The sequence below is a fragment of the Magnetofaba australis IT-1 genome (assembly GCF_002109495.1).
Taxonomy (GTDB): Bacteria; Pseudomonadota; Magnetococcia; order Magnetococcales; family Magnetococcaceae; genus Magnetofaba; species Magnetofaba australis.
Window position 1 is genome coordinate 220,386 of the sequence record NZ_LVJN01000015.1, and the last position, 12,438, is coordinate 232,823.

Here is a 12,438-nt window from a genome sequence, read left to right on the forward strand (position 1 = left end):
GGGAGCTCGAGGGCAAAGCCCTCGATATCTTCCATCGCCAAAATCGCCACTGTCCAATTTTGAATCCAACTGAGTACAGAACAAAGAAAGCCGCGCCATGCGGGAGGCATGACGCGGCTTAAATGAGCCTGCTGCGCTGCTGCGGGGAGAGCGCGGGCCTACTGCGAGCGGCACACCCCCAGCGGAACCTGTTGGCTGCCGCCCTGGTGATAATGCACCAATAAGGTGCGCGACCCTGCCGAGCCCACGGTGGCGTCGGCGTAGCGGCCATTGAGTTTGCACTGCACCAGCGAGCCTTTGCGCCAGTCGATGCGTTTGACGCCGCCGGGGCCCACTTTAAGCGAGTCGCCGTCATCGAAGGCCAGCGCATAGGTGGAGCCATTGGTGGCGCGGATGCGCGCCGGATACCAGTAGCCGTTGGTCCACTTGCCCAGACAGCGATCCCCCGCGCCCAGCATGGAACGGGCGTAGTTGGGCGGCGCGCTGGGCAGACCGTAACCGCCCACGCGGGTTTCGCTGGGCTGAACCTGCGCCGGGGCGGCGCGGCGCGTGGGGCGGCTGGCGACGGCGGCTTTGGCGGAGTCGGAGCGGCAGTAGCGGGTGGTGGTGGTCTCCTGGTCGCCATCGTCGTAGCGGATGCGCATCTTGTCGCCGCTGATGCGGGCGATGACGCCGTTATAATAGGTCCCGCCCTGTTGCCACTTGCACTGCACCCGGGTTCCGGCGCTCCACGAGAAGGGGGCGATCTGATTGGCTCCCACCACCAGCGTATCGCCGTCGTCAAACAGCAGGTGATACCCCTCCGTAGTCACCGCGCGGATGCGCGCCGAGTGCCACTTGCCATTGGTCCACTGCCCCAGAATGTGTTCGCCGGGGGCATAGGTCACCGTGCCCATGGCGCGCCGATCATCCCGATCATCGGCGCCGTCGGCCAATTCATTGGCCAAGCCTTGGAACAGCCCGCCGATGGCCTTGCCCAGCTCATCACCCACATCCTGCGCTTGGGCGGGGACGGCGAAAAGCAGAGTCAGGGCCAGAGTCGGGAGAAGAGTGAGGCGGAGATTCGTCATCGGACTGCTCCTTGTGGAAAAGCGTGCAGATACAACTGAGAGACGCTTGGCGTGTGGAGTTAAATTGACTGTAACTCAAGCACTTGTGATGGATCAATGCTGAAGTGCGCGAGCCCGGGAAATTGGGACATTATCGGTTGGGGGCAGAAAGACTCCTGAGCGTTAACGGTCGTTTGTGATGGAATCCACAGCACATTTGCGCGAGTATGGGGGAGGTGATTGATTCCCAATGCGCCATCTCTCGTCATAGAGGCCGCCATGTCCTTGCCGATACATCGCCCGGGTTTTTGCAGGGCTCGTTCACTCTCCGCCGCCATGGCGCTGTTGCTGGCGCTGCTGATTGGGGTGGGCGCGCCGCCGCCTGTGCAAGCCATGGAGGAGCCCTTGGTGATGGGGGTCTTCCCACGGCGCAACGCCAAGGCCACCTATCGCATGTTCAGCCCGCTGGCCTCCTATCTGGAAACGATGCTCAAGCGGCCCGTGCGGCTGGAGACGGGCAAGGACTTCCCCACCTTTTGGAAGAAGGTGGAGGAGCGTGCGCTGGATCTGGTCCACTTCAACCAACTGCACTATATCCGCGCCCACGATAAATTTGGCTATGACGCCATTCTGATGAATGAGGAGTTTGGCGAGTCCACGCTGTCTGGTTCGTTGGTGGTGCGCGCCAACTCCGGCATTCGGACCCTCGACGACCTGCGCGGCAAGACCATTCTGTTCGGCGGCGGACGCAGCGCCATGATGAGCTTTGTGGCGCCGCGCTATCTGCTGATGCAGGCGGGCCTCAAAGAGAGCGACTACATTAGCAAATACGCCCTTAACCCGCCCAACGCCGCGCTGTCGGTGGCGCACCATCAGGCCGAAGCGGCGGGCATTGGGCAGGTGGTGCTGCGTCTGCCCACCGTCACCAGCCGGATTGAGCCGGGGCAGTTGACCACGCTGGCGGTGGGCGATCCGCTGCCGCATCTGCCGTGGGCGGTCAAGAGCGATATGCCGTCGGAGTTGCAGCGGCGCATACAGAAGCTGATGGTGGATCTGGCGGGCACAGCCGCCGGGCGCAAGGTGTTGGCCAGCGCAGGGCTTACCGCGCTGTTGGCGGCTGAAGATGGAGATTTCGACCCGCATCGGAAGATGATCAATGCGGTATTTGATGCACAATAATCGCCTGCAAGGGTGATGAGGCGCGTTGGTATGCGACTCGGTCTGGCAGGGAAGTTTATTTGGATGATCATACTGATCCTGGGCGGAGCCCTGGTGGCGGAGACCCTCTACGTCTCCCGCCAGCAGTCCCGCTTCATGGAGCAGCAGTTGCGCGAGCACGGCCTAATGCTGGGGCGTTATGTGGCCACCATCAGTCCCGACGCCATCCTCGGTTTCGATATGGTGGGCCTGGAGAATCTGGTGCAGGAGTTGGGGCGACAGCCCGATATGGCCCTGGCCGCCATCACCGACGCCCATGGTCGTCCTCTGTCCACCTTTGCCGGTCTTAAGCACAAGCGGGGCGCGGCCTCCCAAGCCGATGATTCCAGCGCCCACTACTCCACCGATCTGTTGCGCCACGATCTGGCTGGGGACAATCTGCTGCGCCTCTCGTTTCCCATTCTTTATGACGACGAACTGTTGGGGCATGTGATTCTGGTGCTCAGTCGCGCCGATATCCAGCAACGGGTGGAGGAGCTGATCTGGCGGCAATTTGTCATCGGTTTGATGGCGCTGGTGTTGATCAGCGCAGCGCTGTTTTTCGGTTTCCGGCTGCAGGTGTTGGGGCCGTTGGGACATTTTATGGCGGCGGCGCAGCGGGTGGCGCGGGGCGACTACAGCGCGCCGGTGGAGAAGCGTTCCGGCGATGAGTTGGGCCGCCTGGCCGACACCCTTAACCGGATGATGCGCGCGATTCTGGAAAAAGAGACCCAATTGGAGAAGATCACCCGCGCGGTGGAGCAGAGTTCGGCCTCGGTGGTGATTACCGACGCCCACGGCGCCATTGAGTACGTCAATCCCAAGTTCTCTCAGGTGACCGGCTACGACGCCGATGAGGCGATTGGTCTGAATCCGCGCATTCTCAAAAGCGGGCATATGGACCCCTCGGTCTACGAAGAGATGTGGCGCGCTCTTAAAGCGGGACAGACGTGGCGCGGCGAGATTGAAAACCGCGCCAAGGATGGGCGGCTGTTTTGGGAGAGCGCGTCCATTTCGCCGATCTTCTCCGAAGAGGGCGAGATCACCCACTACATCGCCGTCAAAGATGATATTACCCAGCGGTTGGCGTTGGAGCGCGAGTTGCGGCAGGCCAAGGAGCGCGCCGAGGCGTCCAGTTTGGCCAAAAGCGAATTCCTGGCCCTGATGAGCCATGAGATCCGCACCCCCATGAACGCCATTCTGGGCATGGCTGAGCTGCTCAATGAGTCGCCGTTGAATGACGAACAGCGTGAACTGCTCACGGTGCAGACCCGTGCGGCCAACAATCTCCTGGAGTTGATCAACGAGATTCTCGATCTGTCGCGTATTGAGGCGGGACGCATGGAGTTGGTCCATGAGCCATTCCGTCTGGACGAACTGGTGGAGGGAATCGTCTCGCTGTTCCGTCAGAAGGCGCTGGAGAAGAGTTTGGCGCTCTCCGGCCAGGTGGAGCCCAGCGCGCCGCCGGTGCTGGTGGGCGACGCCTCCCGCTTGCGCCAGGTGTTGATCAATCTGGTGGGCAACGCCATCAAGTTCACCAAAGAGGGTGGGGTGTGGCTGGATGTTTCAGTACAGCAGGAGTTTGATGAAGAGCGTAAAGCCGGGCCGGTAACAGTGAGTTTCCGCGTGGCCGATAGCGGTCCGGGTATTCCGAAGGGGGTGCAGGGGCGCATCTTTCAGCCCTTCACCCAGGCCAGCGCCTATGTGACGCGGGAGCATGGCGGCACCGGTTTGGGGCTCTCCATCTGTCAGCGTCTGGTGGATCTGTTTGATGGGCGCATCTGGGTGGAGAGCGAGCCGGGCAAGGGCAGCACTTTCCAGTTTACGGCGCGTTTGACTCTGCCGGATCCGGCCGATCTGAGCCGTCCCGCGCCTGAGCGGGTGTGGGATGAGGGCGCAGAGGCGCCGATGCTGGATCGACCGCTGCGGATTCTGCTGGCTGAGGATATGCCCGATAATGCGCTGCTGGTGCGCTCCTATCTAAAACACACGCCCTATCAAGTGGATGTAGCTATTGATGGTGTGGAGGCGCTGGAGCTGTTCAATGCGGGGCAATACCATCTGGTGCTGATGGATATGCAGATGCCGGTGATGGATGGCTACAGCGCGGTGCGGGAGATCCGTTTGCGGGAGTATAAGATGAAAACGCCGCGCACGCCGATTCTGGCGCTCACGGCGCATGCTTTGAGAGATGAAGCGGAGCGTTCATTGGCGGTGGGGTGCGACGATCATCTGACCAAGCCGATCCGCAAACAGACCTTGATGGCGGCCATTGCGCAGTATGCGGTGGCGGTGGAGGAGTCCCCCGCCGCATCGGCGGATCCAGAGCAGGCGGACGCCTAGGCGCGGCGCCTGCGCGTGTGGAGAAAAGCTCACGCCAACGCCAACAATTGCATCTGCGCGTCAGAGCCGGTAAAGAGGGGGCGCGCGTCGTTCTCTCCCACCCCCGCGCTCGGGCCGCTCATGACCTCTCGTCACTACTGGACCCTGGCCGCCTACTATGGCTGCTTCTTCGCCGTGTTAGGGATCTGGCTGCCCTACTGGCCGCTCTATCTGGAGTCGGTGGGGATTAGCCACGAATCCATCGGCGTGCTCACCGCCCTGACCATGGGGCTGCGCATGCTGGGCACGCCGTTCTGGGGCCATCTGGCCGACCGCCGCGGCCGCGCCCTGGTGATCATCTCCACCGCCTTCGCCTCGGCCTTCGCCTTCAGTCTCTACTTCTGGGGAACCCAGCTTTACTGGTTGATTGCGGTCACCGCCTTCTATGGCTTTGTGCACGCCGCCGCCATGCCGCTGGTGGACGCCACCGCCATGGAGACCAGCCTCAAAACCGGTGGCGACTATGGTCGCGTGCGGGTGTGGGGCTCCATCGGCTTTATCGTCTGCTCGGTGGCGCTGGGGGCGTTGGTGGATTGGCGCGGGGTGGCCATCATCCTGCCGGTGATCCTGGGGCTGCTCATCGTCGACGCCTTTCTCACCACCCGCATGCCGCGTCCGGCGCACACCGCGCCGCATGCGGACGCCGAGGCGCCGACCTCGCTGCTGCGTGATCCGGCGGCGCGCTGGTTCTACGCCGGGGCGATGCTGATGCAGTTCTCCCATGCGGGCTACTACGGCTTCTACTCCATCCATCTGGAGGCCAACGGCTACAGCCGCACGCTGATCGGCGCGCTGTGGGCGCTGGGGGTGATCGCCGAAGTCGCGGTGCTGGCCAACTCCAACTGGATACTCAAACGCTTCGGCGTCTCCCGCGTGCTGCTGCTGTCGCTGATTCTGGCCTCGCTGCGCTGGAGCGTCATCGGCGCCACCCTGTGGCTGCCGCTGCTGCTGGCGGCGCAGCTGCTGCACGCCTTCACCTTCGGCTCGTTCCACGTCGCTTCGGTGCGCCGTTGCCACGATCTGGCCGCCCCCGAGCAGCGCGGTTCGGCGCAGGCGTGGTATTCGGCCTTTTCCTTCGGGGTTGGCGGCAGCGGTGGGCTGCTGATGTCCGGCTTTCTGTATGGCGCGGTGGGTTCGGCGGCGCTGTTCGCCATCATGAGTCTGGCCGCCGCCCTGGGGGTGATCGCCTCGCTGCGCGCCGCCGCCCTGTTCGCGCGCCGCGCGCCGGTTTCAGATCATTAGGCTTCAGATTATAAGAGTCGCTTGAAAGCAGGTTGACACAAATCCAAGGCGCTCAATGTTTGCGTGACGTTGCCTCGGCTTGCGCTGACTATTGGCCGCCGACTGGTCGGCGGCGGGGTGATTCGGGCCATCCATGGCCCTCACCCTTCGGGCTCGCTGCGCGAGTCCGATTCGGCAATCCTGCCGAATCGTCTGGGGGCCGCGCCCCCAGCGGGGTGTGGGGCGGAGCCCCACGGTGTGGTCGTTGGGAGCTCGAGGGCAAAGCCCTCGATATCTTGCAGCGCCCATATGTTCACTTTTGAGTGCTAGCGACGACAGGTTTCGGATCATGGATGGGCTTCGCGGCGCGGTAAGCGTATACTGAGCGGGTTCAAACCGTTCAGGAGTCTTTGCCGTGAATGATGCATCCCCCTCCCGTCCCGGCCTGCCCCATGGCGTGCTGGATTGCCAGACCCCGGTCTCGCGTCAGAACGTCAAGCGCATGGCGTGGCTGGCCAAGAGCCTGCACGGCCTGCTCACGCTACCCGCCTACCGCGAGCGGGTGGAGCCCACGATCCACCCCACCGCACAATTCGATCCGGGGCACTTTTCGGTGATGATGGGGTTCGATTTCCACATCACCGACGATGGCCCGCGCCTGATCGAGGTCAACACCAATGCCGGCGGCGGACTGTTCGCCTATCAGACCACCCGACCCTACGTCACCGGGGCCGATTTCGTCGGCCAGTATGCGCCGCCCACCCATCACCAGAAGCAGCTGCTGGACGCCTTCCTCACCGAGTGGGGGCTGTTTGCCCGCCACAACGGCGTCGAACGTCCGTTGCGGCGACTGGTGATCATGGATGACAACCCGACCGGGCAGTATCTCTATCCGGAGATGCGCGCCTTTGAACGCTTCTTCAACCACTGGGATGTGGCCGCCACGGTGTGCGCCCCAGAAGAGCTGGAGATGGACGAATCCGGCGTGCGCTTGAACGGCGAAGCGGTAGACTTTGTCTATAACAGGCATTGCGACTTCTACTTCGACACCCCCGCTATGGCGGGGTTGAAGGCGGCTTATCTGGCCGGGCGGGTGTGCGTGAGCCCCAATCCGCGCATGTATGGCATGTTGGCCGACAAGCGGCGACTGGTGGGGTTGAGCGATCCGCACTGGTTGATGGAGATCGGGCTGGGCGAGGCGCGGGCGCGGCGTCTGGCTGAGTTGATTCCCCAGGTGCGCGCGCTGGACAGTTTCACTCCTGAAGCGTTCTGGGAAGAGCGGAAACAGTGGGTGCTCAAACCCGCCGCCTCCCACGGCTCGCGCGGGGTGGTGCTGGGCACGGCGCTGCGCCGCAACCGCTTTGCCGAGACCGACCCCGCCGAGACCCTGGTTCAGCGTCTGGCGCCGCCCTCCCAGGTGCAGTGTGACGAAACGGCGAAACCGCTGAAAGCCGACTTCCGCCTGTTCGCCTATCAGGATCGACTGCTCGGCGCGGCGGCGCGTCTGTATCGCGGTCAGGTGACAAATTTCAAAGACCCTGACAGCGGTTACGCAGCGGTAACCATTGCATGACGTTGATCCGGATCAATTGCTGATTGGCGGCGTCGGTGTTAGGCTTTTAGATTGGCGTTGATCGCCATGGCTCAGACTCTTGATGCGTCTTTTGTGACGCATGTTCGGCGTGGGGGCGTCGCTTTTGACAAGATCTGAGACATTTGCGTTTTTCATATGTTATTGAGAGATCGGCGCGCGCGCCCTGCGCGCTGGCCTGTATCGGATTGAGATAAGCCATGTGGGACGTTTTTCGACAAAGCGTGAAATCTTGCGCAGGGATGCCGCAGCAGATGGGGCGTGGGTGATGTTTAAAGCCGACGCCGATCGCATGGCCAGCACGCTCGAGCAGACCCCATTCCGTTTGGATGACCCGACGCAGGCGTTCCTGGACTCCAGCCAGCGTGAGATCGCGCGCGCGGAGCAGACCGATCCCAGTTTTGATCGCGGCCTTTATGACGCCGCCGTGCGGCTGGTGCTCGAGCGTTTGGACGAGGATGATGACGAGGCGTTCTCGTTATGATCATCCTGCGGCTTGAGGCGGAGAATCTCTATCGATTCAGGCGCTTGGCGCTGATCGATCCGCCGCGCGCCGGACTGATCGCGATTTTTGGACCCAATGAGTCGGGCAAATCCTCGCTGTTGTCGGCCATCTGTCTGGCTCTGTTTGGCCGCACCGCCGATATCGAACCCCATGAACTGGCGCAGACCGTACGCTGGGGGGCGCCCAACGCCTCCTTGAGTTTGACCTTTAGCGTCGGGAATGACGACGTCTACCAGATCACCCGCTACTTCAATGCCGAAGGCGACCATCGCGCGCAGTTGACCCGGTCCGACTCCGGGCAGGTGATCGCCCAGGGCGCGCGGGCGGTTGATCGCCGGGTCAACGAACTGATCGGCTTTACCTTCCGCCAGTACCACGACGCCTTGTATCTATCCCAACGTCGCGACGACGCCGATTCGGCCCACGCCGACACCCTCAAGGCGCTGTCGGGAATTGACCGTCTGGAGCGGGTGTCGCTGGCGCTCTCCGATGAGTTGATCGAGATGGCCGGGCAGGCGCAGACCCTGGCGGAAGAGAATCGCAAGCTGGCGCAGCGTCTGGATGAGATGGACCTGCGCGAAGGACGGCTCGACGAGCTGGGCGGACGTCTCACCGAGGCGCAGGCGCGGCAACTGGAGGAGGCGCGCCACATTCGCGACTGGCGCGCGCTGCTGCAGGAGATGGATCGGGTAATCGAGCGGCTGGAGGAGCCCAAAATCGCCAAACTCGGCCCGAGCGCGGAGTACAAACGCTGGGAGCAGGAGCTGACGCGGCTGCGCAAGGGGCTGGATGAGACCGCTCTGTTGCTGCAAAAAGAGGATTTGGAGAGCCTGCTGGAGCCAGAGTCCATCGAGGTGGCGGTGGATGCGCTGCGTCAATGGAGCGCGCAGGTAACGGCGGCGCTGGAGCCGTTGGCGATGCTGATGGCGGAGATGACCCGCTTTGCCGATCGCTGGTCGCACTGGCTGGGGGAGGGCGGTCGCGGCTCTCAGGACGATCCGCTGGCGGCGCGCACCTTCGAAGTGGAGGCCAGTCGCCATCGACAGCAGCGCGAGCGCACACTGCGTCTGCGCGGGCGCTATGCGCTGGGCGTTCTGTTGGCGCTGGGCGCGCTGGCGTTGGCGGCGGCGGCCGGTCCGGGCGCGCCGCTGGAGCATGACGCCCAGACCGCTGCGGGGTTCTGGACCCGTCTGGGCGAGTGGACCATGGGCGCACAGGGAAGTTTTGCTTGGCGCGTGCTGTTCCATGGCGGTTGGATGGTGGCGCTGGTGGCGCTGGGCGGTGCGGTGTCAGCGACTCTGCGCGCCAAGGAGTCGGGGCGGCGGTTGCGCGATCTGGAGCGTCAGGCGCGTTTTGGCCGTGAACAGGCGCGGCGCATCCGCGCTTGGTTCGAGGAGCCTACCCTGGCGCGTCTGCCGGAGTTGGCCACCCTCAGCGATGCGCCGTGGTGCGAGGATCTGAACCACTGGCTGCACGATGCGGGCAAGCGTTTGGCGCTGGCTCCCAGTTGGAAGAAAACTGTCTCTCAATATAAGAGGTTACACGACTCTTTGCGCGATGGTATGCTGTTGTTGCGGCAGGATTTGGACGAGAATCTGTCAGAAGCGTTCACGGAGCGCGAACGTTTTGCCGATGAACAACAGAGTCTGGAAGAGGCGATTCACGTCGAGCGCGAGCGCCGCAAGAGCGGCCGCGAGATGTCCGAGCGGTTGGAGATCGCCCGTGAGCGCCAGCAGAAGGCGGCGCAGGGCGTGAAAGTGCGCGAGTTGGGCCTGCGCATGCTCGATGTGACGCAAAAGGAGATGGCTGCGCGTTTTAATGAGGAGCTGCGTCGCGCTGTGGGCGAGTTGGCGCCGCTGTTTACCCGCGGGCGCTATCAACATGTGCGTTTTGATGAGGATCTGCGCTTGCAGGCCTTCTCGGCGGAGAAGAATGGCTTTTCCGGTTTGGAGAAGCTCTCCACCGGCGCGCGGCGGCAACTGCTGCTGGCGGCGCGCGCGGCGCTGGCCCAGGCCATGGCGGCGCGCTCGCAAAGTGGCAAGCAGTTTCTGGCGTTGGATGAACCATTCGCCTTTTTCGACGATGAGCGCATCCGCGACGCCCTGGGAGGATTGCGCGGCGCGCATTTGTCGCTGCCGCAGATCTGGATCGCGGGGCAGTCGTTTCCCAAGGGGGCCGAAGAGTTGTTTGCGCTGCGCATCAGTTGCAGCGCCGACCGAGATAAGTTGATCGTGACATCCGAGGGGGGGGAGCCGCCCGAGGCGTCTGAGTCAGAATAGAGATGTGAAGAGGCGCTGACAGACAGCGATAGCGCGCGGCCCGCCGCAGACAGGCGGTTTGTTGTGCGCAATCGTGGTATCCTGGCTGTCTGAGCAGAAAAAAAGAGTTGATAATCAGCCTCTCAGAGCGCATTGGCAGGGGGATTATGATGAACTGGACGCACACGGCTGGACGCATTGGGCGCAGCGGTTTCCCTCTGCTGATGGTGGGCGCTGTGCTGCTGTTGAGCGCGCCCCATATCGCCAACGCCGCGCCTGCCGCCATTCGCCTCAAAGGCTCGGAAATTCTGTTTGAAGTGGCGCTGTTGTGGTCGCGCGCCTATCAGGTCTCGGTGGCCAACAACAGCGGCGTGAGTGTGGAGGTGCAGGGCGGCGGCTCCGGCAATGGCATCGCTGCGTTGATCAATGGCCATGTGGAGGTCGCCAGCACCAGCCGCCCCATGAAAAGTCGCGAAATCAGCCTCACCAATCGTCGTCTGCACCGCTCGCCGGTGGGCTATATCGTCGGTTGGGATGCGCTGTCGGTGATCGTGCACCCGGACAATCCATTGACCGGCATCTCCCTGGCGCAGCTGGAGGAGATTTTTGGCAAGGAGGGGCGGCAGATTCACTGGAGCGATCTGGGGGTGGAGGCGCCCGGTTGCGAAGGCGGGCGCGTGCGTCCGGTGACGCGCAAGAACACCGCTGGCGAATTTGTCTTCTTCCGCCGCAGCCTGTTTGAGAACAAACGCCATATGCGGCGTGACCTGCGTTACTTCAAAACCCCCGAAGAGGTGGTCAGCAGCGTCGCCAACGACCCCTGCGCCATTGGTTATGCGGGCATGGCCCACGCCACCTCGCGGGTCAAACGGTTGTGCCTGGACCCCTGGCGCGGCGAGCAGTTCGCCGCCCGTGAAAGCGAAACCGGCGCCGCCCTGCAGGACACCAACGCCCGCGCCGCTACGCGCAAGGCCGACGCGGACCGCTGTATCTCCCCCACGGCGGACAATCTGCGGCGCCAGACCTATCCGCTGGTGCGCCCGCTCTACATGTACATGCTCAGTGACCCGGAACCGGCGGTCAGCGAGTTCATCGCCTGGGCGCGCGGCCCCGAGGGGCAGAGTATCCTGGAGCGTTATGGGCTGATTCCCATCGGTCATGGCGGCGCGCCGATCCCGGCCAACGGCGCAGAGCGTTCAGCCAACGACGACTAGAGGCGCTGACGCGCTTCCTATTTTCCCGGCGGGTGCGCGGGCATGTTGTGGCTCCTCTATGCGCTGCTCACGGCGCTGATCCATGCGGTCAAGGATCTGCTCTCCAAGCGCTTGACGCGCCAGGTCAACCCCTGGCTGCTGGCGTGGGCGCAGGAGCTGTTTGCGTTTCTCTTCATGCTGCCGCTGTTGGCGTGGATTCCCATGCCGCCGATTGGGCCGCTGTTCTGGCCCGCTGCGGTGGCCAGCGGTCTGCTGCTGTCGGCGGCGCTGGGCTTCTACGCCCGCGCTCTGCGTGACGCCGACCTGTCGTTGGCGGCGCCGATTCTGGCGTTTACGCCGCTGTTCATGCTGCTCACCAGCCCGCTGCTCATCGGCGAGGCGCCGACGCTGCTGGGGGCGGGGGGCATCGTGTTGATCGTGGCGGGCTCCTATCTGCTGAATATCGACCAGCGCCATCTGGGCCGGTGGGCGCCGTTGCAGGCGTTATGGACCCAGCCGGGCGCGCGCAGCATGCTGATTACGGCGTTTCTGTTCAGCTTTACCGCCAATATCGACCGTATTGGCATGCAAAACGGTTCGGCGCTGGCGTGGATGGTGGCGGTCACCGGCGTCACCGCTGCGCTGATGACGCCGCTGGCGTGGCTGCTGGCGCGGGACGATCTGGGGCAGGTGCGGCGCAATCTGCCCGCGCTGATTCGCCAGGGCGGATTGATGGCGGCGGTGATCCTGTTCCATATGCTGGCCATCGAAGCGGGGCTGGTCCCCTATGTGATCGCGGTCAAGCGCACCAGCGCGCTGATGGCGGTGGCGCTGGGGGCGTGGCTGTTGGGCGAGAGCGGATTGCGGCGGCGCTTTGGCGGCGCGTTGATCATGTTCGCCGGGTTGTTGTTGATTGTGTTAGGGTGAAGCGCTCAAGGCGGCGAGGGGCGATTTTCATTGCCTTTGAAAAATCCTTTTTGCTACCTTTTGGCGTTCACAAAGAACTGCGCGCAGTGGCGCTCAGGCCGTTTTATGGCGTCCA

The 12,438-nt window shown here is 63.4% G+C and carries 9 protein-coding genes; 8 read left to right on the forward strand and 1 reads right to left on the reverse strand.

From position 1 onward, the window contains the following. Positions 1 to 158: 158 nt before the first annotated feature. Positions 159 to 1,070, reverse strand: coding sequence for a tudor domain-containing protein (locus tag MAIT1_RS03240; RefSeq protein WP_085440697.1), 912 nt, complete (start codon positions 1,068 to 1,070; stop codon positions 159 to 161). Positions 1,071 to 1,328: 258 nt separating this feature from the next. Here MAIT1_RS03240 and MAIT1_RS03245 point away from each other — a divergent pair, with 258 nt between their 5' ends. The 8 genes from MAIT1_RS03245 to MAIT1_RS03280 all read left to right on the forward strand — a co-directional run bounded on the left by MAIT1_RS03245 (position 1,329) and on the right by MAIT1_RS03280 (position 12,323). Continuing rightward, positions 1,329 to 2,228: a phosphate/phosphite/phosphonate ABC transporter substrate-binding protein gene (locus MAIT1_RS03245; protein WP_085440699.1), complete on the forward strand. Its 900-nt coding sequence runs from the start codon at positions 1,329 to 1,331 to the stop codon at positions 2,226 to 2,228. A gap of 63 nt (positions 2,229 to 2,291) precedes the next feature. Further along, positions 2,292 to 4,589, forward strand: coding sequence for a hybrid sensor histidine kinase/response regulator (locus MAIT1_RS03250; protein ID WP_158089282.1), 2,298 nt, complete (start codon positions 2,292 to 2,294; stop codon positions 4,587 to 4,589). A 120-nt stretch (positions 4,590 to 4,709) separates the two neighbouring features. Further along, positions 4,710 to 5,870 (forward strand): MFS transporter, encoded by a 1,161-nt coding sequence (locus MAIT1_RS03255; RefSeq protein WP_085440703.1) that lies wholly within the window; start codon positions 4,710 to 4,712, stop codon positions 5,868 to 5,870. 394 nt (positions 5,871 to 6,264) lie between these two features. Continuing rightward, on the forward strand, positions 6,265 to 7,422 hold the full coding sequence (locus MAIT1_RS03260) for a hypothetical protein (protein WP_085440705.1): 1,158 nt from the start codon (positions 6,265 to 6,267) through the stop codon (positions 7,420 to 7,422). A gap of 286 nt (positions 7,423 to 7,708) precedes the next feature. Beyond that, a complete protein-coding gene (locus MAIT1_RS03265; protein WP_085440707.1) occupies positions 7,709 to 7,924 on the forward strand; it encodes a hypothetical protein in 216 nt (71 codons plus the stop codon). Continuing rightward, positions 7,921 to 10,224 (forward strand): AAA family ATPase, encoded by a 2,304-nt coding sequence (locus MAIT1_RS03270; RefSeq protein WP_085440708.1) that lies wholly within the window; start codon positions 7,921 to 7,923, stop codon positions 10,222 to 10,224. The genes MAIT1_RS03265 and MAIT1_RS03270 overlap by 4 nt, the downstream gene beginning before the upstream one ends. Before the next feature lie 149 nt (positions 10,225 to 10,373). Beyond that, a complete protein-coding gene (locus tag MAIT1_RS03275) occupies positions 10,374 to 11,417 on the forward strand; it encodes a phosphate ABC transporter substrate-binding protein (RefSeq protein WP_158089283.1) in 1,044 nt (347 codons plus the stop codon). 42 nt (positions 11,418 to 11,459) lie between these two features. Continuing rightward, positions 11,460 to 12,323, forward strand: coding sequence for a DMT family transporter (locus MAIT1_RS03280; protein WP_085440712.1), 864 nt, complete (start codon positions 11,460 to 11,462; stop codon positions 12,321 to 12,323). Positions 12,324 to 12,438: the final 115 nt, after the last annotated feature.

Bases quoted from the DNA above. Each gene is read 5' to 3' on its own strand.
- MAIT1_RS03280 (WP_085440712.1), top strand. From the start codon at position 11,460: ATGTTGTGGCTCCTCTATGCGCTGCTCACGGCGCTGATCCATGCGGTC.
- MAIT1_RS03240 (WP_085440697.1), bottom strand. From the start codon at position 1,070: ATGACGAATCTCCGCCTCACTCTTCTCCCGACTCTGGCCCTGACTCTG.
- MAIT1_RS03250 (WP_158089282.1), top strand. From the start codon at position 2,292: ATGATCATACTGATCCTGGGCGGAGCCCTGGTGGCGGAGACCCTCTAC.
- MAIT1_RS03255 (WP_085440703.1), top strand. From the start codon at position 4,710: ATGACCTCTCGTCACTACTGGACCCTGGCCGCCTACTATGGCTGCTTC.
- MAIT1_RS03265 (WP_085440707.1), top strand. From the start codon at position 7,709: ATGTTTAAAGCCGACGCCGATCGCATGGCCAGCACGCTCGAGCAGACC.
- MAIT1_RS03245 (WP_085440699.1), top strand. From the start codon at position 1,329: ATGTCCTTGCCGATACATCGCCCGGGTTTTTGCAGGGCTCGTTCACTC.
- MAIT1_RS03270 (WP_085440708.1), top strand. From the start codon at position 7,921: ATGATCATCCTGCGGCTTGAGGCGGAGAATCTCTATCGATTCAGGCGC.
- MAIT1_RS03275 (WP_158089283.1), top strand. From the start codon at position 10,374: ATGAACTGGACGCACACGGCTGGACGCATTGGGCGCAGCGGTTTCCCT.